The following is a 25,283-nucleotide window of genomic DNA, read 5'->3' on the forward strand; positions in this document are numbered from 1 at the left end:
TCCGTTGTTTCTTTACTTCGTGCTATCTGCAAGCTCACTAGCTGCCGTCACATACTCATCAATTTTACCTTCAGAGTTTAAACGTGTCAGTGTGCTGTTTACTTGATCCAAAAGCTCTTTATTGCCTTTCTTAATACCAATTGCATAACCATCGTCTTCAACTTCCGGCTTAGCATCAGTAATTACAAGACCAGGAACATTCTTAACGAATGATTTGGCGACAGGTCCTTCAATGATAGCAGTATCTACACGATTAGATTGCAATTGTAGAACGATTTCGGAGATTTTACCAAGAGAAGTGATCTTAGCTCCCTCTATCCCTTTAGCGATTTCTTCTTGAATCGATCCAGTCTGCACACCAATTTTTGTACCTTTTACAGCGTCCATAGTGGCGTATTTATCTTTATCTGCTTCGCGCACAACAATGGCTTGTTCAGCTTTGTAATAAATGTCTGAAAGGTCAACTGCCTTTTTACGTTCTTCAGTTGGGCTCAGTCCAGAAATTACAATATCTACTCTTCCGCTGGACAATTCGTTTAGCAGTGAATCGAATGGCAAGTCCTTAATTACAAGTTCAGCGCCCATATCAGCAGCAATTTCCTTAGCAATATCGATATCGAAGCCCACGATAGTATCTTTACCGTCTACTACTTTATGGAATTCGTATGGAGGAAAATCAGCACTTGTTCCCATTGTAAGCTTCTTAGTAGCCCCACCGGAATTAGCATTACCAGTTGCAGCGGTATCATTATCATTTTTATTTTGACCGCAGCCTGATAACAGACCTACCGCTAATATCATACCTAAACCAAGTTTACCCCATTTGTTCATTTCTATATCTCCCCTATTCTTATGAAAAAAATCCAAGTTGTCTCTTTGACCGACTTATTATAAATCAGAACGCATGAATATGCAAAGGCATAATTGTGACAATAACTTCCTTTTATTGGGTTTCAAAGCAAATGATTCATTGTTCAGAAAATAATTATTCAACATTTATTCAAATTTTATATAATTTTATACATTTTTACTATTCCCTAACTTAACCAAATCATGCGGCTAGATTTCCCTTTTTCCCATAAAAAAGAGTACTCCTGAAGTATGAGCCAAACTTCAAGAGTACTCCTTATTAAACTGTTAGAGATTAGGATAAACCTTTAATCCGTAATTTCATTATAAATATCAATGTACTGCTGAGCGGATACATTCCAGCTGTAATCGCCAGCGAACGCGTTTTTCGTAATCTTTTTCCAGTGTTCAGGCTGCTTATATAAAGAGATCGCTCGGCGAAGCGTAAACATCATATCGTGGGCGTTGTAGTTGCTAAACGTGAAGCCATTACCTTCACCGGATTCTTCATTGTAGGCTTGGACAGTGTCATTTAAACCACCCGTTTCCCGCACTACTGGTATGCTTCCGTAGCGCAATGCGAGAAGTTGACTGATCCCGCAAGGTTCAAACTTGGAAGGCATGAGAAAGATATCGCTAGCGGCATATATTTTGCGTGAGAGTGCATCATTAAACAGGATTTGTGAAGATAACTTTGTTGGATAACGCCAAGTTGCCTCCTTGAACCAACGCTCATAGGACTCATCCCCCGTTCCCAGCAGAACAAATTGAATGTCATCATTATAGAGTAGCTCATCCAATACTCGAGTAAGCAGATCTAAGCCTTTGGAATCCACAAGACGAGTAACCATGGCAACCATAGGGATATTAGCATCCACAGGTAATCCTAATTCCTCTTGCAGGGCTAGCTTGTTCTCCGTTTTCTTAGCCAGATTAGAACGATAACGTGTAACAAGACTTGTATCTGTTGCAGGGTTATAACTTTTCGTATCAATCCCATTCACAATACCGCTTAACACATCCGCTCTCGCATTTAACAATCCATCCAGCCCATAACCATAATATGGGGTCCGGATTTCTTCTGAGTAGGTTGGACTAACTGTGGTGACACGATCGCTGTATACAATGCCACCTTTTAAGAAATTCACATTCCCGTAATACTCCACGCCTCCAAAATAACTGCTGTCGAGACCTAATAGCTCCCCAAGCACCTCATAAGGAAACACTCCCTGATACAACAGGTTATGTATAGTAAATACACTTCGCATTTCGCTGTAAAATGGATTGTGTCGATAATGTCCCTGAAGCAGCATTGGGATCACAGCCGCATGCCAATCATGGCAATGCAAGACATCAGGCTGAAAATCAATAGCCGGTAGGCACTCCAGCACCGCACGATTATAAAACGCGAAGCGTTCACCATCATCCATATATCCGTAAATTCCGTCCCGCCCAAAATAGTACTCATTGTCGATAAAGTATACCGGAATACCGTCATAAACCATATGTTCGATCCCACAGTATTGATTACGCCAGCCGATTGGCACATAAACTTCCGTTAAATGTTCCATTTTCGAAGTAAACTTTTCAGGAATCCCACGATATTTAGGCAAAATCACTCGTACATCCACCCCGGCACCCTTCAGCGCTTTAGGTAATGCCCCAATGACATCGGCCAGGCCACCCGTTTTGATAAATGGATGAGCTTCAGCTGCGGCAAATAAAACTTTCATGATTATTTCCCCCTTTAAAGTGTACGGATTCTCTATACTTGCTTTGAACTATTACTCATTTGCCTCTTTACTCTTACCCACTCGTGCTGTTTTCTTAAACACTAGGAAGCTAAGAGGCGGTAATGTTAGCTCTATGCTGTTCACCTGATTATGCCATTCCAGCTTTTTACTCTTCTGAGGTGCATTGTGTATACCCGAGCCTCCGAATGCTACACCTTCCGAGCTAAAGATTTCTTCATAAGTCCCTTGACGTGGGACACCTATACGATACTGTTGACGCTGGGCAGGTTGAAAATTGATGATAAACAGTAAGGTATCTCCAGGCTTCTTACCTTTACGCATATATGAAATTACGCTTTGCTCATTGTCATCTGCATCAATCCATTGATAACCCTCTTGAGAATGGTCAAGCTCCCACAGAGCTTTCTCCGAGCGATACAATTTATTAAGAGCAGCAGTATAGGCTAGCATGCCGCGATGGCTCTCATAGTCCAGCAGCAGCCAATCCAGCTGTTCCTGATCCTTCCATTCGATAAATTGACCAAATTCTCCTCCCATAAACAGGAGTTTCTTTCCGGGATGGGATATTTGATAACCAAGCAGCTGCCTAAGTCCTGCGAACTTTTGTTCATAAGAACCCGGCATTTTGTCGAGCAACGACTTCTTACCATGTACAACCTCATCATGCGATAGCGGTAATGCATAATTTTCGGCATAAGCATAACATATTGGGAAAGTTAATAAATTATGATGATATGGACGCCCCCAGAAATCATGTTCTATGTAGCCCAATGTATCATTCATCCATCCCATATTCCATTTGTAATTGAAACCTAGGCCACCTTCATGAGCGGGTGCAGTAACTCCCGGCCAAGCACTGGATTCTTCTGCCATCATCAATGCTTTAGGAAAATACTGAAATATCGCTTTATTCAGGTTCTGAATAAACTTAATGGCCTCTAAATTCTCAAGACCACCATTCACATTCCGCCGATATTGATGAGCCTGCTTTTCAAAATCGAGACGAAGCATGCTGGTAACCGCATCTACACGCATTCCGTCAATATGATAATACTCAAACCAAAAGAGAGCGTTTGAGATGAGAAACGAAGAAATCTCTGGCTTGCTGAAATCAAAGGAAAGAGTTCCCCAGCCTGGTTTTTCCGCCAACATCGGATCTGCATATTCATAAAGCGGTGAACCATCAAACATTCTTAAACCGTGAGCATCCTTTGCAAAATGAGCCGGAACCCAATCCAGAATCACACCTATTCCAGCTTGATGCAGATGATCGATTAAATACATCAACTCGTGGGGTTCACCATATCGACTCGTCGCCGCGAAATACCCCGTTCCTTGATAGCCCCAAGATAAATCGTATGGATGCTCCGCCAGCGGCATAAACTCAACATGGGTATAGCCCATTTCCACCAAATAAGGAATTAATAATTCACTCATTTCTTTATAGCTGTAAAATTCTCCGTCTTCTTTTTGACGCCAAGTTCCAAAATGCATCTCATAAATGTTCATCGGTTGATGATATGGAGTTTTACTCTTTCTCCGCCATACCGCATCCCCCCATCGGTAACCACTGAGATCCGTAACAACGGATGCAGTCGCCGGGCGAACCTCAGCTTTGAAGGCAAATGGATCAGCTTTAAGGAAGCTTGAGCCATCACTGGCAACAATCCTGTATTTGTAAAAAGTTCCCGGCTCTATTCCCGGAAAAAAACGACTCCAAAATCCTGAATCGGGTATCTTATATAACGAGTCCATGTCCTGTGTTCCATCCCAGCCGTTATGATCACCAGCTAGTCCTACATATGTCGCATGAGGAGCCCACACGGTAAAGCGCACGCCCGTAACGCCTTCTTCAGCGGCAGTGTGCGCACCCAGCATAGAATAGCTGCGATAATTGGTGCCCTCATGGAACAAATAAATATCAGCAGCTGACGGAAGGGTATCGATTGTTGCTATTTCAGCCAATTCTACACCACCTTTTTTGAATGCTTGTACCTATTACATTAACCGAATATTACCATTTTGAAAATGATTTGATGTGAAAACAAAAGATTTTCTGATAAAGAAATATTAATTGTAATTTTTCTTTTTACACAGCAATATACTTCACCTATGTCGTTTCAAGTGCTTGTCGTAAGTTTATATTACAAGCATTGACAAAATAATGGGAGGGATAACAAATGAATAACAAAAAAGATTGTATCGCCATGCTCTTGGCAGGAGGGGAAGGCCGTAGATTGGCTCCCTTAACTTCCAGTATGGCTAAGCCTGCAGTCCCTTTCGGTGGACAGTACAAAATTATTGATTTCCCACTAAGTAATTGTGTAAATTCCAAAATTGATACAGTAGGTGTCCTGACACAGTATGAAGCTGAATCCTTGCATGATCACATCGGAGAAGGTGAACCTTGGGGCTTACATAGTCAAAAGGACAAAGGCGTCACCCTGCTTCCTTCCGGTGTTGAAGGCAGAGATAGCTATACAGGAACTGCTGATGCGATTTATAAGAACATTGAATATATCGATAGCTGCAATCCAGAACATGTACTCATTCTATCCGGTGACCATATTTACCATATGGATTATCGGAAAATGCTAGAATATCATGTAGGGAAAGCTGCAAAAGCCACCATCTCCGTGATGGAAGTACCGTGGGATGAAGCCAGTCGTTTTGGCGTAATGAACGTAAATGATGAACTAAAAATTTCTGAGTTTGCGGAAAAACCTAAAGTACCTAAAAGTAATTTGGCTTCCATGGGTATTTACCTGTTTGAGTGGGCTTATCTGAAGGAGCACTTGTTGCGGGATGCAGCTAATCCGAATTCCAGTCATGACTTTGGTAAAGATGTTATACCAACGATGCTTGATCAGAATGATGATTTATTCGCTTACCGCTTCAAAGGATACTGGAGAGATGTTGGAACTGTGGGTAGTCTCTGGGAAGCTCACATGGACCTTCTGCAAAAAAACAATGGCATGAAGCTCGACAAAGCACATTGGCCGATGTACAGCCGGATCCGCCGGACTAAGCTATCTGTCCATAAACCACGTGTTCAGATCCCATCAACGGACTCACTCGTGAATGAATTCTGCACACAAGAAGGCAGCTTACAACGTTCTGTAATCTTCAACGGTGTAGAAATCGGCAAAATGAGCCAGATTAAACAAAGTGTTATTATGCCTGGCGTCCGCATTGGGCGTGGAGTACAGATTGAAAATGCCATTATTGGCGAAGGTGCAATTATTAAGGATGGGACTGTCATCAAGGGAAGTATAAATAATATTGTAGTCGTTGGGCCTTATGAGACCGTAGCTCCAAAGCCAGCGGTTCGGAACCAACCCTCCCGTCTATTTCAGGATGTTTATGAGAAGACAGGACGTCTACGGGAAGTTCTCCCTTCATAAAAACCATTATATAGAAAAATACTTTATCAAGCAAAAACGCCTTCGGCGTCCCAAATGGACGGTAAGCGTTTATGCGAGAAATATAAGGATAATGTATAGTGTGAAACTTATATATCCTTATATTTATAAAAAGGGGCTGTTGTCCTGGTCGATCATGACCAGAGCAACAGCCCTTTCGGTTGTTAGAGGTTAATCTTATGAATTTTGAAGTGCTGTCCATTCTCTATCTAACATGCTCATTTCCACACAATCTACATATTGATCCCCAAACAGCGCTGCCTCACGTTGAACGCCCTCCCGCTTAAAGCCCACGGCTTCGTAAGTTTTCAAGGCAACAGTGTTGAAAGCAAATGCACCCAGGGAAAGTCTATGCATCCCCATGCTCTCAAATCCAATCCGAAGCATTTCATTCATCATCCTTGTTCCAAAGCCTCTACCCTGACAATCTGGATCTACAACTACCCTACCTATTCGTGCAAATCGATTAGACCGGTCTATGGTTGAAAAGCTGATATGACCCACGACCTCTAGAGTAGCTTCATGCACCGCACAAAAGATCAAGCGGTCAGAATTCGCTGGATGATTAGCTCCACTCAAATACTTAGTAAGCTGGTCATCGTCAAGTGGGAAGGTTAGTGAAGGTCCAGCCCACTGCTTCAGATAATCAGGTGATAAACTCCATCGTTTCAAGTGTTCAAAGTCCGATTCAGACATAAATCTAAGAATCAGACGATCGAGATCAGGTGTCTCCTCAAAATGCTCATAAAGGTTCACTAAACGACCATTTCCCATATCGTTAGTGCCCATGTAATGAAAACCCATGCTTTGATAATAACGATTGAGTTTAATGTTGTGTGCGACGGTATCAAATCTGAGTCCTCTGCACCCAAGTTCTTTAGCTAGCACCACAGCATACATAAGCATATGCTTCCCAAGTCCCTGACTGCGATGTGTACCCGCTACAGCCAGCTTATGCAAATAAGCATAGGCCTCATCATTTTTATCTCCCCAGTATTGAGGGTCAGTAAATTGTAACGTGAACATTCCAACTACAACATCATCGACAAGCGCAAGATAAACATGCCTGTCGTTAAAATAGCCTGCAATATCAGACTCATTGAATTGTCCTGGAGTCCATTGTTTAATCCCGTTTAGCTCCATCCAATTTGCTGCTTCCTGCAGTATACTTAAGATATCACCTGTCCGGTCGGGTTCTCCGCGAACAATCCTAATTGAGTTCCCCAAGACATCCATTTCCATACCCCCTAGACATCTGAATCAGGTAATATAGCTTGATTTGGCATTACTTGATCTGAAACGACCTCAGGTGGTTTCTCAGTAAGTGGTAAGATTACGGTAACTTCCGTCCCTTTTCCAAGCTCACTTACCATATCCAGTGTCCCATTATGAAGTTCTACAATCTGCTGTGAGATCGCTAACCCCAAGCCAGTTCCCCCATTGAGTGCATCCACTTGAAAGAATCGGTCTTTAACTCTGGAGATATGCGCTTCACTAATCCCAATTCCACTATCACGAACCATGATAGCAGTCTCAGTTGAGGACAGTCTCTTCGCAGACAATTCTATACTGGAGTCCTCATGGGAAAACTTCACAGCATTATCTACCAGATTCAAGAACACTTGCTTTAGACGATTAGCATCGCCTTTAACATAGATCCCATCTTCACATTCCAGAAGCAAGTGGATACGCTTCTTCTCCGCCTTAGCCCAAATATTCAGTATCGTCTCCTGAAGTAACACTTTCACGTCAACAATCCCAATGGATAGCTTCATTTGGTTCTGCTGCAGCTTTGAAAAGTCGAGAATCTCCTCCACTAGACCAATCAGTCGTTCACTTTCTTTAGAAATAATACTAACACCAAGCTTCGTCTCCTCCGGATCATAGCCGCCAGAGATCAATGTCTCACTCCAGCCCTTGATACTCGTAAGTGGTGTTCGTAGCTCATGTGAAATAGAAGAAATAAAATCATCCTTAATCTGATTGCTTCGCACAATTTCTTGAGCCATATAATTCAGCGTTGAAGCTAAATCACCAATCTCAAACTTGTAATTCCCCTTAATTCGCACATTAAATCTGCCCTTAGCCATCTGGGCTGAAACCGCCGTAATGTTATTGAGCGGTTTTACGATAGAATTGGCAAGTCCGAAGCTGAATACGATAACAACAGCCAAGACAGCTGCACCTATTCCAATCGACAGTAATGTAAGATTAAGCAAGTCGTTGTTAATGCCTTCTAGTGAAGTAAGATACCTTAGAACATACGTATCACGGCCGTGAATCTGTAACATTTTAGATACAGCCATAACGCTCTCGTTAGTACCACTCTGGCGCCCTACCCAGCGGCCAATACTGCCTCCTACTGCTTCTGGGACGTCACTGGTTGTAATCGTACGGTCAGGCTGAAAACCAGTTGAACTGGTAATCATATCCCCATTCAGGGTCAATACTTCCAGTTCGGTATTGTTCAGCGAAAATCTATCCAGCAGCTCTTGCAGCTGGTTCGAATTGTTATCGCCACCTAACTGATATTTATGGTAGAACGTCTCTGCCATGGTAATGTGGTTTTTTATCTTGCTATAAACACTGTCATAATAATACGTTCTGATGGCAAGCAAGAAGATAACTTCTACAAGGAGAAGCGCCAAAAAAACTACAAGAATGTAGTGTAGAACGATTTGCCTGCGCATCCCCTTCTTAATCATTGTACTTGGCCTTTCCATCTATATCCGTGTCCCCATACCGTTTGCAAAAATTCTGGCTCCGACGGATTATTTTCTATCTTTTGGCGCAGACGACGAATATTCACATCCACGATTTTGGGATCACCCATATACTCCTTACCCCACACATGATCCAGCAGAAGATCGCGGCTGAGCGGTGTATTTTCTTTTTCAAGAAAGAATTGAATTAATGAAAACTCCGTTGGCGTCAGTTCAATCGCTTCATTATCACGCTTGAAATGTTTGGAAATTAGATCCAGGGTGAAAGGACCTGAAACAAAAGAGACCTTCGCTGACTGTTCACGATGAACGTTCACTCGACGCAGCAAGGATTGAATTCTAGCTATCAGTTCTGTCGGGCTGAATGGCTTACTAACATGGTCATCAGCACCTACGGATAAAGCATACACTTTATCTTGCTCTTGAACCTTGGCAGTCAGAAAAATAATACCCAAACGTTCATTGGTTTCTCTAACTCGTCTACATACTTCAAATCCATCAATACCTGGAACCATTACATCCAATAGGGCGATATCAATATCAGGAATCGTGGTTAACTTGTGAAGAGCTTCATGCCCATCCGCAGCCTCTATCACTTCGAAACCATTACGCTTCAAGTTGATAACAATAAAACTACGAATAGACTCCTCATCTTCCAGTATCAGTACTTTACTCATCTATTCCCTTCCTTTCTATAGGGGAAGCAATTTTATTACTTCCTTCCGTTGTTGTACTTTGTTCTAACTTACCGCGGTAGGCGATAACCTTAGCTGCATCACGTGCAAGAAGATCCCAACCGTCATTCTTTACCCGGTCCCATTCAGAAGGAGAAAAGAAAGCAACCTCAGCAACCGTCTCACCTGTATCAGACATGATGAACTTAAGGTTCTCATCCAAAACCGATTTCGTATCAACCGTCACCTTCTCATGCCATTCTGGAGAAAAATTAATATTGAATCGATCCGATGGATCATGATATAGCTGGGTTGTGAAGGTCAGCCCGTCTTTTCCATCCCATTTATAATAGGAGGTAAAGTATGGAATTTCAGCTGGATCGAAATACTCCCACCCTTTGGGTACCTCAAGCAATCCAATTTCAATAATGCCATCATGATCAATATCTTCGCTTGCAATCCGTCGATCTTTATAAGTCCGCGCATCACCTGGTAAAACCACACGCAGCTTATTATTCTCCATAAGAACAATCGAGGAATAAGCAGATTGAGAATCCACTGCAGCATCCAATACGATTCCTTCTTTATCCTCCGAGATTTTTCCTGCAACAATATTGTAATAATTGTTAAAATAAGGGTCTATATCATCAAGTTTATCGAGAACCTTAAAGCCATCATCATTGTACTGATAGATTGAAATGGTCGAAAATTCATTTCTTTTAAAATAAACAACGGTGATGTCTTCAATTCCGTCTCCGTTTAGATCATCAATCATATATTTTGTATACGGATGTGAAAGCAACTCTACCAATGAACCGCTGGAATAGCTATAGACCACTAGCCCCTTTTCTTCACCTCGTGAATATCCGGTAACAATTTCAAGCTTCCCATCACCTGTCATGTCCTTTATATCAACCGACTCCAGCACAGTTCCGTCACCATCGAATACAAGCTTTTTGACCCAGGTGTCGCCTTGTTTCTCCAAGATCATCCCGTGAATCTCTACAGCTTCTCCAGGTGTCTTATAGAACACTAGTGTCTCCATTATTCCATCCTTATTGAGATCCTCAGTAAAGATGGTACTATCCTCGTCATTGGTCGGTCGAATCAACGTGGACCCCGCTGGCTTAAGTGAATTAATAGCAGCCATAAGTGTTGCTTTGTCAGCAGACAATTGTGGGGATTTCATCTTAGAAACAGGATCACTGATGAAAGTACAACCCGACAAAACGGATAAAGTCAGCGTTGCGGCTACAAAGCACCTAAGACTTCTCATATTCAACTTCATCACTCTTTTCCTTATCCGTGTCCAAAATTTAAAGATTTGCACGTTCTTGGAACGTTAACCTACGCCCCTTTATATCATGCTTAATTCTGCCATCTTCTAGTACCCAAAGACGAGTAGCAAAACGTTCGGCTAATTCTATCGGAAGTACAGTTATAACTGTAAGGCCAGTTTCTTTACACAGCTTCCGCAATGTTTCCAACACATTCTCTGCGGACTTAGGATCTAATCCCGTTACCGGCTCATCCGCTAAAATCACTTTCGCACCATGAGTCAATGCTCTCGCAATTGCTACACGCTGCCTTTCACCACCACTAAGTTGGCTCGCCTTCATCTTCGCCTTATCCAGAAGGCCGAGGGCATCCAATTCATCCATTGCACCCATATAATCATCTGAACGTACCATCCCAGTAACCATTCGCCATAAAGGCGTTTGCGCGGACTGGCCGATCAGTACATTTTTCAATGCAGTACGGTTCGGATTGAGCTCTGCATTCTGCTCCAGGTAAGCCCACTCGCGGCGGATCTTTCTTTTACCTGTAAAGGCACTCGCCATAATATCTGTACCGTCTACTCTAAAATTCCCTCTATCCCATTTCTCACGCAACGCTAAACAGCGCAGTAAAGTCGTCTTACCGCTCCCGCTAGCTCCAAGTATTGCTACGAATTCACCCGGTTCTAATTGAAAGCCTATATCCTGTAGAACTGGATTTTTATCTTCCCCAACTGCCTTGGCTAAGTGTTCAACTGTGATCATAGTTCAGCCTCTCCCTGTCTTTATCTATAATCTATAGTGTACTCTGAAAGCCAGATGAATTTCCATGCGAGCACTCGTTCTTATCTTACCTCAAATTTTTTGCCGTGGCGAGAAAAATAACCCAAGCAATCCGAACATGATATATAAAGCGCCCATCAAACCGAAAATCCCCCCGCCCCAGCCGACTTGCATGAGCAAACCGCCGATACCTGGACCTATAATACTGCCTATACTAAAATGAAAAGAAGCAACCACATTTGCAGCAGGCAGTAGATGTCGTGGTAAAATATCCGCAGCTAAGCTTAGCCCTAATGAGAAAAAGGAACCTACAAGTCCACCTGCAATCATCAGCAGTACCATAGTCACTTTAAAATGGTCTCCTGCTAGCGGCAGCAATGCGAAGGCAATTCCGCCTCCAATCCCGGTTAGAATCAATACCTTCTTTCGACCAAAACGGTCGCTCCAGAGCCCTAGTGGGAATTGTAACAACAGTCCCCCTATACCTGCAAAAGGCAATAAGGCTGCAATTTGATCCGTGCTGTAACCGATCCGGAGGCCATACACTGGAAAATTACTGTTTAAACTCGCTTCCATGAAACCGTATAGGAGTGCAGGAATTAAAGCGAACCAGGCTAAACTGTAACAACGTCCAAACCGGCGTACCTGACTTTCTCCACTCTCAACTTTATCTGGGCGGGAATCTGGAAGCATTGTAACGGCAAGTATTAGGACTAATAAAAAAAGAAATGCTAGAACTATAAATGGTGTTGCCTGACCAAATCGCAGCAGGCTAATTCCCAGCGGTCCCAAGCTAAAGCCCAGGCCATAGGACATCCCGTACAGGGATAGATTTCGTCCGCGATGCTCGGCAGGCGTCATTAGCAGTACCCATAGCTGTGCGGCATAATTGATAGCTGCATCACCAACACCAACAAGCAAACGCAATACAAACCATATTTTGATGCCAGGAAAAAAGGGGAACAGAAGTAAGCTTACTAAGACTAGGCTGATCCCGCCAGCAATCAATTTTTTGAATCCAATCGCTCCGAGAACTCTTTCAGCAATCAAGGTCATTCCGAATGATCCTATGTATAGAGCCGCTGCATTTAGTCCATTAAGCGAAGAGGAAACTCCTTTCTGCTCCAATAGAATGGATAATACGGGAAGCAGCATTCCTTGGCTGAGTCCAGCCGCTATGGTAGCGGTAATAAGAATCATGAAATTCATTTTGCTGTTACTGCGAATAGATACTCTTGGCCGGTCTGACACAGATGATATCCCCCTAAGATTAATAACGCTAATTTGATCTAACGCCAATTGGCAAACACCGAACATTATAGTGGACAACCCTCTTCAAAACAAGAGATAATATGAAGATGTTACGGATTTCCTGGGGGTGCATGAGACATGGAGTACGAATTAAAGATCGACGTATCGCCGGTGTATGAACTGCTAGACAGTTTTATGTTATATGTAACTAGAAAATGGATCTCCAATTTGGATATTGGTCCCCACTGGATAAGTGATGTGGAAGATCGCATTTCTTCTCATAAGGTAACAGCTTTAATGCAAGCCGCTGAGTGGCCTTTTACGGATTATGATGTGCTGTATGCCTGGGTTTACATTCGAGGACCTGCAACCTCAGTGCTGCATTTCTTCGATGATCTGGATTCCGCTTCCATAGAAGAATGTTATCAGCAGATTGCTCCCCTCATTCAAGAGTTTACGATTGAAGATGCATTGCGGATCCGGAGCAGCTATAGTCCACTCTTGCGTCTCTGGTACGAACAATACTTCCGCCATGTGGAGCACAAAATTTTACCGCTATTAATTGAAGATGCTTCTGAGAAAAAAATGCTTGAAAGCAAAATGGACCCCATTTCTTTAATTGAATACGCATCAGGCGGTGTAGTTTTCGAGGAGATTAAGGATCTAAAGACGATTGTATTATTGCCAACTGTTCATAATCGTCCGATTAACACCTACTGCTTCTACAAAACTATGGTGATCGTACAGTATCCTGTAGATGTGCCTTTAGAAGACGAAAATGAACCCCCTATGGTGCTGTTGCGCATGACTAAGGCGCTTTCCGACCCCACCAGACTTCGGTTACTCCGCTATGTCGCACATGAACCAAAGTCATTGTGGGAGATGCAATCCGATCTCAATCAATCCAGAGAAATGCTCATGCACCACCTTATGATTCTACGAGTAGCCGGCTTACTCCGCATCCATCTAAGAGGTGAACAAGACGAACGCTTCAGTATTCGTCCAGATGGCGCCTCAGAGCTTCAAATGTTCCTAGAGTCTTATATTTACCTATAGACCACTATACAGATACAGATCCAAGGAGTGAGAGATATGAAATACATGACACAACAGGTGATTTTCGATCTAGATGATACACTGGTTCACTGCAACAAATACTTTGATTTGATTTTAGGGCAATATTTTGAGCTGATGACAGATTGGTTTAATGAATTTGGACCGAGCACGAGTGAATTACGCAACAAACAAATAGAAATTGATGTGCACACGGTCAACACAAGTGGTCTTGCCAGCGATAATTTCCCTAAATCCCTAATCGCTACCTACCGTTATTTTTGTGCTAAATATAATCGCCCGACAGACCGTTTTCAAGAACAGCAATTACACAAGCTCGGACTAAGTGTCTACGACCAAGAAATCGAAGCTTATCCCGGCATGGTTGAAACGCTCGATACGTTGAAGCAGGACGGTCACCATTTATTCCTGTACACAGGTGGAGACGATACGATCCAACAACGTAAGATAGAGCAAATGAAGCTGGATGCTTACTTTGATGATCGGATCTATATTCGTCAACATAAAAATGTTGAGGCACTTGAAAATATTTTGACTACACAAGGGTTTGACCGCAAACGTACCTGGATGATTGGTAACTCGTTACGTACAGATGTACTCCCAGCAGTGACCGCAGGCATTAACAGTATCTATCTAAAGCAGCAGAATGAATGGAGTTACAACCTTATAGAACTGGAGCAAGAGATGCAGCAAGCTGTGAAGACCATTTCCTCCATCCATGAGGTGCCTCCTGTTATTCGTACAGCTACCCTGCAGAAACTCTAGGTGCTACGTAAACTTAGACATTGTTACAAATGACATATCCACTCTATCTCTAGGATGATTATACTATTTTTGTATAATTCCCATATGAGGTAGGAGATGAGATATGAACAAGAACGTGAAGTCCAACCATTCCCGAACTAACAAACCGATGCTTCCCATGCTCTTAGGCGTAATAGTAGTAATCCTTGTCGCTGTTATTGTCTTTATTCTGAATGACAAGACGGACAGTACTGAGGGACTACCTAACTACACCGATGTGAAGGGGAGCATTGTTGTTGACGGGCTGAAATATGAAAAGCAACCTCATCTTGGTAGTCCTGATGCCAAAATCAAAGTTATCGAATTCGCAGATTTCAAATGTCCCGCCTGCAAAAATTGGACAGAGAAATATCTGGATACTTTTGTTAAGGACTATGTGGAGACCGGAAAAGTTGAACTCTTCTTCATGAACTTTGCCTTCTTGGATCGAGATTCCTATCTAGCGGCAAGTGCAGGTGAAGCCATCTATAAGCAAAGCAACGAGAAGTTCTGGGAATACCTCCATAAGCTATATGCCAATCAAGGTGATGAGAGCAAAATATGGGCCACACAGAAGTTCATTCTAAATTTCGTCAAAGATAACATTGAAGGCATTGACTATGCACAATTCGAGACAGATCTCAAGAATCATACCTACATGTTCGACGTCAAAGAAGACTTCAAAATTGCGGGATCCTACGGGGTTAATGGTACACCTAAATTTATGGTAAATGGTGCCCTACTTCCAGACTCCTCCTATGAAGGGCTAACTGCAGCGATTGAAGCGCAATTAGATAAAGCTACTGAATAATTAGCGAATAAAAAAGGTGTCTCTGCCACGTATCCAACATGGCTGAAGACACCTTTTTGCCGTACATACATTCTTTCCGATCGGCTATGACTCTACTGCTAGTTGGCCTGTATCCATATTCTGAAGCACTAATTTGCCTTCAAGTGGCGTACCGTCTTCGCTGGTTAGCTTTAGCTTGCCCGTCCGACCTTTCTCAATCAAGGCTTTCACTTGCGCATCCGTGAGTGTACGACCATGGTTCTCTTTCCAGATCACGAATTTGCAGCCTTCCTTGTAATGAGAGCAGCCGTAGCCTTTTTTACCCATAAAAATCATACCGCCGCAGCCGGGACGTGGACAGTTTCCGATAATTTTAGGCCCTGAATTTACAGCTTCCGCTTCGCTACTTGCCTTACGTTTTCGCGGTGCCGTAGGTTTTTCAGTGGTTTTACGGGTTGTGCTTGCACCGCCTCGACCTTTAGCACCTGTATTGACAGAAGGCGTCTCCCCTTCAAAAGAGGTTTTGGACGCCCGAGATTGTACTCGTACTTTATCGACGATCATACAAGCGAATCTTTTTACATTCTCCATAAACTGTCCGTCCGACGCCGTTCCTCTGGAGATTTCGTTCAAGCGACGCTCCCATTGTCCGGTCATTTCAGGCGAAGTTAACAGCTCAATGCCCGCTCCACGTATCAGCTCAATCGCTGTGCGTCCTTTTTGCGTGATGGCAATTTTTTTACCTTGCATTTCAATATATCCTACATTCTTAAGCCGTTCTATAGTTGCTGCGCGGGTAGCCGGAGTTCCTAGCCCTGAATCCTTCATGGCATCGCGAAGCTCTTCATCCTCAATCTGCTTGCCCGCACTTTCCATCGCTCTTAGCAGCGTACCTTCTGTATAGTGCTTTGGTGGCTGTGTATCTTTCTCTTTAACGACAGCATCACTACAGATCACTTCATCTGCTGGAGCGATAGCGAACGGTTCATTCACTTCAATTTCTTCGTCTTCCTCATCATCCTTGTTTTTACCTTTAGACGACTTGGCTTTATCCTTTTTCTGGTCGGCATAAATGACCTTCCAACCTAGGCTTAACAATTCCTTGACTGTGGTTTTAAACTTTTCGTCTTCTACCTCGGTCATCACGGTATGCACTTTATACTCCGCTGCCGGATAAAACTGAGACAAAAAGCGCCGTACAATCAAATCATACAGCTTTCCCTCATCTACACTAAGTCCTGATGCTTTACGATATGTAGGCAAAATCGCGTGGTGATCCTCGACCTTCGAGGGGTTACAGATGAATTTATTCCCTTTATGAACCAGATTGCGATTCGCACCCTTCACCCATTCATCATAAGCCGTCCCTTGCAGCGCTGATAAGGTCTTATGCATCTCAGGAATATTCTGTTCGGTAACATAGTTGGAGTTCGTCCGCGGATAAGAGATCACCTTATGCTTTTCATATAATGCTTGAGCAATATCGAGCGTCTTTTTTGCGGAAAATGCGTACTTTCCGTTCGCCTCCCGCTGCAGCAGCGTTAAATCATACAGCTTATTCGGATACTCTTTCGTTTCCTTGACCTCGTAGGACTCAATCCGGCCCGGTTTTCCTTTGACCTTGGCAGCTAGCGCTTCCGCCTTCTCTCCATCAGTCAGCCGATCTCCCTGCCACATCCCTTTATAGGTCATTTCATTCTGAGTAAAATGTCCCTCCACCTCAAAAAACTTAAGGGAGGAGAACGCCTCAATTGTCTTCTGACGATCGTAAATCAGCGCAAGCACGGGCGTTTGAACTCTACCCACGGACAGCAGCACATTATGCTTTGTAGTAAAAGCACGTGATCCGTTCATACCAATGAGCCAATCCGCTTCACTGCGTGCTTTTGCCGCTTTCGTTAGATTCTCATATTCCGATCCATCCTTCAGCTCCTGAAATCCTTTGCGAATAGTCTCTGGCGTCAAATCCGAGATCCATAGTCGCTTCACAGGATGCTCCAGCTTTAAATGGCGTTGAATAAGTGAAAAGATATGCTGCCCTTCTCGCCCCGCATCGCATGAATTCACTAAAAGGTCACTTCGTTTCGCAAGGTCTCCGATTACCTTCAGCTGATCGATCGTCCGCGCATTAGGCACCAGTTTGAACTGGTCTGGAATAATGGGCAGATCATTAATGTTCCACTTTTTGTATTTAACATCATAAGCATCCGGCTCGGCCAAACCGATTAGATGCCCTATTGCCCACGTAATAATGTACTGCTCCCCTTCAAGATAGGAACGGTAATTTTTGGCCTTCGGTTCTATTGCGGCGGCGATATTCCGCCCCATATCCGGTTTCTCCGCAATAATGAGTGTCTTCAAAAACAATCGCTCCTTACCTTTTCGTTCTTAAGTCCAAAATGCGTCCAGTATTCTATTATAACATTAACCTCGGATTTTTTTAATGGATAGGTTAGAAGGCTATTAAAATTCAGACTTCACTTAGTCTTTTCTATGAATTAGAATAGTTTGGTAAACTGAATTATAAATCGGAGGAATGAAACCGTGCCCGAGAATCACAAATTCACAGAACCTTTTACGGACAGAAACGGCCACTATCTTAAAGCAGAATGTGAGAACTGCTTCGGTTTGTGCTGTGCCGCCTTGCCTTTTTCAGCTTCAGTTGATTTTGCTATGGATAAAGCAGCCGGCCAGCCGTGTCATAACCTACAATCAGACTTTCGCTGTGGTGTACATACAGATTTAAGAACACTAGGATTTCGTGGTTGTACGGTATATGACTGTTTTGGCGCTGGGCAAAAGCTCTCTCAGGTTACATATACTGGTGAGGACTGGCGAACGAATCCAAAAACTGCGAAGCAAATGTTCGAGGTATTTCCGGCCATGTGGCATTTACACGAATTGTTATGGTATCTAAACGAATCTTTAAACTTAGAAGTCACCCATACTATCCATGTTGAGCTGCAAGCAGCACTCGATGAGACGGAACAACTCACTTTACTTAACCCTGAATCCCTACTAAAAGTAAATGTTGACGCTCATCGAGCAAAAATAAATCTGTTGCTGCTGCAAGTCAGTGAACTTGTACGTACTGAAGCTCGCCGTAAACTAAAAAAATCTTCGAGAACTTTCAGCCGGGGTGCCGATCTTATTGGTGCTAACCTCAAAGGTGCTGATCTCAGAGGCGCCAACTTACGTGGAGCCTATTTAATTGCTGCAGATCTTAGAGATGCTGATCTTAGAGGTGCCGATCTCATAGGAGCAGATTTCCGTGATACTGACCTTAGAGGCGCTAATCTAACTGAAAGTATTTTTCTAACTCAAGCTCAGATTAATGCGGCGAAAGGCGATGACTATACAAAATTACCGCCAGCACTCTCCCGCCCTGAACAATGGTATTAGGTTTGAGTTATAGAAATTAATTCAGCTGTGAAAAGATCGCTTGGATACGAGTAACTGCTTCGACTAACTCTAGGACCTCTTTTCCTGCTGTGTTTCTTTCTAGATACTCCACCCTTCCCTGTGTTGCTTCCTTACCAACCACTAGCGTTACAGGTATACCAATCAAGCTTGAATCCTTAAATTTAACGCCAGCACGTTCATCCCTATCATCCAGCAGCGTCTCAAAACCGAGCTTAGTAAGCTGAACATATAGATCCTCTGCAACTGCCAGTTGCTCCGAGTCCTTAACAGACATGATCAAAATATGAACCTGATAAGGTGCCAATGCAACTGGCCACATGATTCCTTGATCATCATGATTCTGTTCTACAATCGCGGACAATAGACGTGAGATCCCAATTCCATAACAACCCATGATCATAGGCTGACTTTTGCCAGAACGATCTAAAAAGGAAGCTCCAAGCTTCTCACTATATCTGCTACCTAATTTAAAGACATGCCCAACTTCTATTCCTTGTTGAAAATGAAGCACGCCATCCTCGCATTGTGGACAAGCTTCACCTTCTGCTACATTGCGGAAATCCCCCACATGTTCAAGCCCAAAATCTCTACCCGGTACAACATTACGGAAGTGATAATCTTTTTCTCCTGCTCCCGCAATCCCCTGGGTCATTCCAGACACTGTAGCATCAACTAGTACAGGTAGTGTCAAACCCACCGGCCCCACAAACCCACTCTCTACACCCGTTAAGGATTTCACAGCATCATAGTCAGCAAGCTTAATCTCCGTCGCACCTAAATATTTACTCACTTTTATCTCATTTACTTCATGATCTCCTCGAACCACTACAGCAAAGAATTGTCCGTTTCCTTCATAAATTAGTGTCTTCATCACTTGTTCTGGCTGGATATCCATTTCCTGCTCTAATTGATCAATAGTACGAAGATCAGGGGTGTGGAATTTCTCTAACTCAGATAATTCGAAGCTCAATTCTTTCTTATTAGACTGTATGGCTTCTGCCTGTTCCAAATTCGCTGCGTAATCACAAGAGGAACAAACAGCAATCGTATCCTCCCCGATATCAGCCAGTGCCATAAATTCATGGCTTCCCCCTTCCCCACCAATCGCACCAGAATCTGCATGTACAGCTCTGAACTTCAGTCCACAACGCTTAAATATTCGATGATAAGCTTCGTACATTTGGAGGTACGATTGATCAAGTCCTTCTAAGCTTATGTCAAAAGAGTACGCATCCTTCATCAAGAACTCTCTGCCTCTTAGCAATCCAGAACGCGGACGCCGTTCATCTCGGAACTTAGTCTGAATCTGATAAACGGTAATAGGAAGCTTACGATAAGAGCTGATCTCGTTTCGCACAAGTGAGGTTACTACTTCTTCATGCGTTGGACCGAGTATGAATTCCCGCTCATGACGATCCTTAAAAGTCATCAACTCCTTACCATATACATCATAACGTTCTGATTCTTTCCATAGTTCTGCAGGCTGCATGGATGGCATTAGAATTTCCTGAGTTCCAGAATGATCCATCTCCTCTCTCACAATCGCTTCTATCTTCCGCAGAACCCGCCGTCCAAGAGGTAAATAGGTATACACTCCCGCAGCTAATTGGCGGATATACCCCGCACGCAGCAATAACTGGTGACTGATTGTCTCCGCCTCCGTAGGCACCTCACGAAGAGTTGTTAATAATAAATTGCTTTGACGCATATTGTCTCCCCCTTAAATCATTTCTCTAAATGCAAAAAAGACACATTCGTCAGGGACGAATGTGTCGTGATACCACCCTTATTCAACTGCCAGATCAACATGTGATCCATTCTGATTTGGCAATCCTCAAATCGGATAACGGTCGATTCCGGTAGCGGGTTAGTAGATATTATCGCTACAGCTACCAAGGCAGGATACCATTCACACGTGTTTGAGGAACCTTTCACCCGGTGGGTTCCCTCTCTGTTCTAACGCTTTCTGAATCGTAGATCCTTGGTCAATGCTTTTCTCATGTGAATAATGTATTTAATTTATATGATACTGATATTTACGTCAAGCTTCTCTTTATTAAAAAGCCGTTACTCCAGCAGATAAACTGCTGGAGTAACGGCTTTTTAAACAATTATTATCCTAATCCCTAAACAAGAACGGTTGACCCCATCAAGTATTTATCAACTTCACGTGCAGCTTCGCGACCTTCGTTGATAGCCCAAACCACCAAGCTCTGACCCCGGCGCATATCACCAGCAGCAAATACTTTGTCTACATTCGTATTGAATTTACCATAACGTGCTTTCACATTTGAACGACGATCTGTTTCAAGATCGAGCTCTTGAATAATATCTTGTTCTGGGCCATCAAAACCAATGGCAATCAGAGCAAGTTGAGCAGGATATACAGCTTCGGTGCCTGGAACCGGCTGATAGATCTTACGACCTGTCTCATCCACAATCCGGCGAATTTGGACGGTGTGAAGTTCTTTCAAATTCCCCTCTTCATCACCGACAAATTTAGTGGTCATGATAGAGAACTCACGCGGATCATCCCCAAAAATGGCTTTGGCTTCTTCTTGCGCATAATCCAGCGTGTATACATTCGGGAATTGTGGCCAAGGATTAGCTATCGGATCACGTTGCAACGGTGCTTTTTCATGTGTGCCAAATTGAGTTATACTGCTGCAGCCGTGACGAAGTGCAGTGGCAACACAGTCAGAACCTGTATCCCCACCGCCCAAGACGATCACGTCTTTACCTTCAGCGGACACATAGTTGCCATCCTCAAGGTTGGAATTCAAATAGCTCTTAATCGTACCATTTAAATAGTCCATAGCATACATTACACCCTTAAGCTCACTACCTTCAACGTTAAAGCGGCGTGCCTTAGTAGCTCCACCACACAGAACGACTGCATCATACTCATCAACAAGCTGCTGCGCAGGAATATCCTTGCCAATCTCTGTATTCACTACAAAATTAATACCTTCAGCGGCTAATAAATCTACACGACGTTGCACAACTCTCTTATCGAGTTTCATAGTCGGAATGCCATATGTGAGCAGACCGCCGATGCGGTCACTGCGTTCAAATACAGTTACAGTATGTCCAGCCTTATTAAGTTGTGCAGCTGCTGCGAGTCCAGCAGGCCCAGAGCCTACGATTGCAATCTTCTTGCCTGTACGTTTCTCTGGAGGATTAGGTACAACCCAGCCTTCTTCAAAACCTTTATCAATAATAGCTAGCTCTATGGTCTTAATGGTTACCGGCTGTCCAATTAGACCCACTGTGCAAGAGCCTTCGCAAGGAGCAGGACAAATACTCCCAGTAAACTCAGGGAAATTATTCGTCTTATGCAGGCGTTCCAATGCTTCTTTCCAGAGTCCGCGGTACACCAAATTATTCCACTCCGGAATTAAATTGTGAACTGGACAACCTGAGGTTCCTCCAGCCATATCAATTCCTGTATGGCAATAAGGAGTTCCGCAATCCATGCAGCGCGCTCCTTGTGTCTGAAGCTCGTCCTCGGATAAATGATGGTGGAACTCCTCCCAGTCTTTTACCCGCTGCTCAGGATCCCGATCCCCTGGGAGCTGCCGTTTATACTCCATAAAACCTGTAGGTGTAGACATGTTTACGTTTCCCCCATCCGTTCTCTTCGTGTTGAAGTATAGTACATTGTAGCATATTGCGGCTTCGTATGGTCGTGAGCAGCGCAATGAAGTACCTGCACATTCTATACCTGTAGATTATCATTTCTAATTTTAATTATAGTAGCACTCATTACTTTTGCACAGTAATGGATTAATCTACTGTTTTTTTGTACTATTTCACATGTTATGTCAGAGAAAACGTTTTATTGCTATTCCGTACGTTCATAAACAAGAAAACGGTAATCATACGGATTCTTCTCATCACGTATTCCCTTCTTATTGGAAATCTCTTTCCACACACTCCAGTCAATATCAGGAAAGCGGGTATTCCCTTCAAAATCCTGTTCAATTTGGGTTAACAACAACTTGTCAGCATAAGGTAACATCAGTTTGTAAATTTCTGCACCACCGATTACCATCAGCTCATCGTCTTTTCTACCCTCTCTGAGAGCCTCCTCAAGCGTGTTTACAACCTCTGCGCCTACAGGAGCATAATCTGTATCTCTTGTCATGATTAAGCTTGTTCTGCCCTTCAGAGGCTTCCCTCCAAGGGAATCCCACGTTTTGCGGCCCATAAGCATTCTCTTTCCTAGTGTCTCTGCTTTGAAATAAGCGAAATCCAGCGGTAAATGCCATGGCATATCATTATCTTTTCCAATGACATGATTGGTGCCCATTGCCCAAATTAAAGTAATACTCACGAAACACGCTCCTTCCTGCCTATAAAGAACAAAAAATCTTGATTTATGACAATAACGTTATACTGCGATCGGCGCTTTAATCGAAGGGTGCGGATTGTACCCTTCAATAACTAGGTCTTCCAGCTCGATATCAAAAAGTGATTTCTTATTTGAATTAATAACCAATGTAGGTAATGGTCTTAAGTCTCTTGATAATTGCTCTTTAACTTGTTCAACATGATTTGAATAAATATGTGCATCACTAATGCTATATACAAACTCGCCTACTTCTAGACCACACTCATGTGCTATTAAATGAGTAAGTAATGAGTAAGAAGGGATATTGAAGTTAGCTCCAAGAAAAGAGTCCGCACTGCGTTGCAGCAAGTGACAGCTTAATTTACCATTTGCAACGTAGAACTGGAACATAACGTGGCAAGGTGGTAACGCCGCTTTACTCCCTTTTGCCCCAGCATTTATAACATCTTCTGGGTTCCATGCGCTAACAATTAATCGACGGGAATCAGGGTTTGTTTTGATCTGATGAATAACATCTTGTAATTGGTCAATGGATTCACCTGTAGAAGATGTCCAATTTCGCCATTGCTTACCGTAAACATTCCCCAGGTCACCATGTTTCGCTGCGAACGCATCATCTTCTAAGACACGATCACAAAATGCTTTCATCTCTGCTTGATAAACTTGATTGAAATCTTCATCAATTAAACAACGATTCCCGAAGTCTGTCATATCTGGACCAGTATATTCATCTGATTCAACCCATCTTTTGAAAGCCCATTCATCCCAAATATGATTATTGTTTTTCAGGAGATAACGGATGTTTGTGTCGCCTTTAATAAACCATAATAATTCACTTGCGATTAAGCGGAACGGTGTACGTTTTGTTGTAAATAGTGGGAAGCCTTTTGATAAATCAAATCGCATTTGATAACCAAATACACTAATTGTGCCTGTTCCGGTACGATCTTCTTTTGTCACACCGTTATCTAAAATATATTGTAGAAAATCCAAATAGGTTTGTTCTAACTCATTCGTCAATTTACTGCACCTCCGTAATATTTCACCTCATATATTATATCTGAAAAATCCGATTTTTGTAGGAGGTAAGATATTTTTAAAATTTATTTAATAATATGAGGACTTCACTACTCCGATATCCTTAACTCTACTCTAACCCCATAGGCACGAAGTGAGGCTTGTCCACCTATAGGGAAAGTAATCATAGGAGATGTATGCCCAAAGTCCACGTCCGCAATCACAGGAATATCTGATAACTCTTCTTTCGATGTTATGATTTTGGTCAACAAATTCTTTGTCATGCGTGATCCTTGTTGGAATCTGCCAATAACAATTCCTTTGACATGCTGAAAATCTGGTTGATGAATCAGCGATTGTAAATCCCTATCAAAGGTTACAGGCGATGATTCATAATCATCCTCGAGAAATAAAATCGAATTATTTAAACTAGGCATATACTCCGTTCCCTGCAAAAGATTTAACGTACAAAGGTTCCCGCCGATAATCGTCCCTTGCGCTTCTCCATCATTGATAATGAATGGACCTTCATTTCTGATAAACACACGGTTCTCCTGATCCAAATACCACTCATCATCACTCCAATGCTTAGATGGCCTTACCAATATTTCTTTATTGTCCATCATCAGCTTGCGGAAATATTGGGTGGTATATTCATTGTCGTGAAGCATAGCGAAGTTTGAAAAATGCGGTCCGGAATAAGTAACTAATCCTGTTTTGGCATAAATTGCATTACTTAGAGCCGTAATATCTGAATACCCGCATAATCGTTTAGGGTGCTCTGCAATCAGTGAGTAATCGATATAACGTAGCAGTTGATTGCTATTAAAGCCACCAATAGTCGTAAGAATTCCTTTAACATTCGGATCTAAAAAAGCTTCATGCAAATCCTCTATTCTAGATTCAATTGAAGAGGAAACAAACTCATCCTTCTCAAAGGAATTTACGGAAAATGATATCCGAAATCCTAATTGCTGTAGCTGCTCTTTGGCTATTTTCCTTTGTTCAGCAGCAATTAATGACAGACTTCTGGCAGGTGAGATGATCCGCAACTCATCACCAGGCTTTAACTTATTGGGTTTCATCATTTGTCCTCCCTATATAAGTTT

At 42.8% G+C, this 25,283-nt stretch carries 20 protein-coding genes; 5 read left to right on the forward strand and 15 right to left on the reverse strand.

Annotated elements, in window-relative coordinates; all coding sequences use genetic code 11:
* Positions 1-12: 12 nt before the first annotated feature.
* From ACN6MV_RS17135 to glgB, 3 genes are all read right to left on the reverse strand, one after another.
* Positions 13-831: a transporter substrate-binding domain-containing protein gene (locus tag ACN6MV_RS17135; protein WP_042128255.1), complete on the reverse strand. Its 819-nt coding sequence runs from the start codon at positions 829-831 to the stop codon at positions 13-15.
* A gap of 326 nt (positions 832-1,157) precedes the next feature.
* Entirely contained in the window at positions 1,158-2,582 is a 1,425-nt protein-coding gene (gene glgA, locus ACN6MV_RS17140; RefSeq protein ID WP_076118685.1) for a glycogen synthase GlgA, read from the reverse strand.
* Positions 2,583-2,633: 51 nt separating this feature from the next.
* Positions 2,634-4,568 (reverse strand): 1,4-alpha-glucan branching protein GlgB, encoded by a 1,935-nt coding sequence (glgB, locus tag ACN6MV_RS17145; RefSeq protein WP_419884480.1) that lies wholly within the window; start codon positions 4,566-4,568, stop codon positions 2,634-2,636.
* Between the two features lie 215 nt (positions 4,569-4,783).
* Here glgB and ACN6MV_RS17150 point away from each other — a divergent pair, with 215 nt between their 5' ends.
* The gene (locus tag ACN6MV_RS17150; protein WP_042128261.1) at positions 4,784-6,007 is read left to right on the forward strand and encodes a glucose-1-phosphate adenylyltransferase; all 1,224 of its coding nucleotides are present in this window, start codon (positions 4,784-4,786) and stop codon (positions 6,005-6,007) included.
* Positions 6,008-6,202: 195 nt separating this feature from the next.
* Here ACN6MV_RS17150 and ACN6MV_RS17155 read toward each other — a convergent pair whose 3' ends face one another.
* The 6 genes from ACN6MV_RS17155 to ACN6MV_RS17180 form a co-directional block, all read right to left on the reverse strand.
* Entirely contained in the window at positions 6,203-7,261 is a 1,059-nt protein-coding gene (locus ACN6MV_RS17155; RefSeq protein WP_419884481.1) for a GNAT family N-acetyltransferase, read from the reverse strand.
* A gap of 11 nt (positions 7,262-7,272) precedes the next feature.
* The gene (locus ACN6MV_RS17160) at positions 7,273-8,730 is read right to left on the reverse strand and encodes a sensor histidine kinase (protein ID WP_042128263.1); all 1,458 of its coding nucleotides are present in this window, start codon (positions 8,728-8,730) and stop codon (positions 7,273-7,275) included.
* Positions 8,727-9,425 carry a response regulator transcription factor gene (locus ACN6MV_RS17165; RefSeq protein ID WP_042128265.1) on the reverse strand — a complete coding sequence of 233 codons (699 nt, stop codon included), beginning with the start codon at positions 9,423-9,425 and terminating at the stop codon, positions 8,727-8,729. Before ACN6MV_RS17165 ends, ACN6MV_RS17160 begins: the two co-directional genes overlap by 4 nt.
* Complete coding sequence (locus ACN6MV_RS17170; protein WP_042132236.1) at positions 9,418-10,698, reverse strand: hypothetical protein; 1,281 nt, start codon at positions 10,696-10,698, stop codon at positions 9,418-9,420. The genes ACN6MV_RS17165 and ACN6MV_RS17170 overlap by 8 nt, the downstream gene beginning before the upstream one ends.
* A 40-nt stretch (positions 10,699-10,738) precedes the next feature.
* A complete protein-coding gene (locus tag ACN6MV_RS17175) occupies positions 10,739-11,464 on the reverse strand; it encodes a phosphonate ABC transporter ATP-binding protein (RefSeq protein ID WP_076118691.1) in 726 nt (241 codons plus the stop codon).
* A gap of 90 nt (positions 11,465-11,554) precedes the next feature.
* A complete protein-coding gene (locus ACN6MV_RS17180) occupies positions 11,555-12,709 on the reverse strand; it encodes an MFS transporter (protein WP_042132237.1) in 1,155 nt (384 codons plus the stop codon).
* Positions 12,710-12,871: 162 nt separating this feature from the next.
* On the opposite strand from ACN6MV_RS17180, the gene ACN6MV_RS17185 reads away from it, so the two are divergent.
* The 3 genes from ACN6MV_RS17185 (at position 12,872) to ACN6MV_RS17195 (ending at position 15,401) form a co-directional block, all read left to right on the forward strand.
* Complete coding sequence (locus ACN6MV_RS17185; RefSeq protein ID WP_419884482.1) at positions 12,872-13,789, forward strand: ArsR/SmtB family transcription factor; 918 nt, start codon at positions 12,872-12,874, stop codon at positions 13,787-13,789.
* A gap of 36 nt (positions 13,790-13,825) precedes the next feature.
* Positions 13,826-14,572, forward strand: coding sequence for an HAD family hydrolase (locus ACN6MV_RS17190; protein WP_042128270.1), 747 nt, complete (start codon positions 13,826-13,828; stop codon positions 14,570-14,572).
* 103 nt (positions 14,573-14,675) lie between these two features.
* Entirely contained in the window at positions 14,676-15,401 is a 726-nt protein-coding gene (locus tag ACN6MV_RS17195; RefSeq protein ID WP_419884483.1) for a DsbA family protein, read from the forward strand.
* 84 nt (positions 15,402-15,485) lie between these two features.
* Here the strand turns inward: ACN6MV_RS17195 and ACN6MV_RS17200 are convergent, their stop codons facing one another.
* The gene (locus ACN6MV_RS17200; protein ID WP_419884484.1) at positions 15,486-17,741 is read right to left on the reverse strand and encodes a DNA topoisomerase 3; all 2,256 of its coding nucleotides are present in this window, start codon (positions 17,739-17,741) and stop codon (positions 15,486-15,488) included.
* A gap of 183 nt (positions 17,742-17,924) precedes the next feature.
* Here ACN6MV_RS17200 and ACN6MV_RS17205 point away from each other — a divergent pair, with 183 nt between their 5' ends.
* Positions 17,925-18,782 (forward strand): pentapeptide repeat-containing protein, encoded by an 858-nt coding sequence (locus ACN6MV_RS17205; RefSeq protein WP_341113236.1) that lies wholly within the window; start codon positions 17,925-17,927, stop codon positions 18,780-18,782.
* Between the two features lie 16 nt (positions 18,783-18,798).
* Here ACN6MV_RS17205 and ACN6MV_RS17210 read toward each other — a convergent pair whose 3' ends face one another.
* From ACN6MV_RS17210 to ACN6MV_RS17230, 5 genes are all read right to left on the reverse strand, one after another.
* Positions 18,799-20,511 (reverse strand): proline--tRNA ligase, encoded by a 1,713-nt coding sequence (locus ACN6MV_RS17210; protein ID WP_419884485.1) that lies wholly within the window; start codon positions 20,509-20,511, stop codon positions 18,799-18,801.
* Between the two features lie 418 nt (positions 20,512-20,929).
* Entirely contained in the window at positions 20,930-22,417 is a 1,488-nt protein-coding gene (locus tag ACN6MV_RS17215; protein ID WP_042128279.1) for a glutamate synthase subunit beta, read from the reverse strand.
* 230 nt (positions 22,418-22,647) lie between these two features.
* Positions 22,648-23,139: a dihydrofolate reductase gene (locus tag ACN6MV_RS17220; protein ID WP_042128280.1), complete on the reverse strand. Its 492-nt coding sequence runs from the start codon at positions 23,137-23,139 to the stop codon at positions 22,648-22,650.
* A gap of 57 nt (positions 23,140-23,196) precedes the next feature.
* Complete coding sequence (locus ACN6MV_RS17225) at positions 23,197-24,177, reverse strand: thymidylate synthase (RefSeq protein ID WP_042128282.1); 981 nt, start codon at positions 24,175-24,177, stop codon at positions 23,197-23,199.
* 107 nt (positions 24,178-24,284) lie between these two features.
* The gene (locus ACN6MV_RS17230) at positions 24,285-25,259 is read right to left on the reverse strand and encodes a S66 family peptidase (RefSeq protein WP_419886771.1); all 975 of its coding nucleotides are present in this window, start codon (positions 25,257-25,259) and stop codon (positions 24,285-24,287) included.
* Between the last annotated feature and the right edge of the window lie 24 nt (positions 25,260-25,283).

This window comes from Paenibacillus sp. B-A-8 (assembly GCF_048572915.1).
Classification (GTDB): Bacteria; Bacillota; Bacilli; order Paenibacillales; family Paenibacillaceae; genus Paenibacillus_AQ.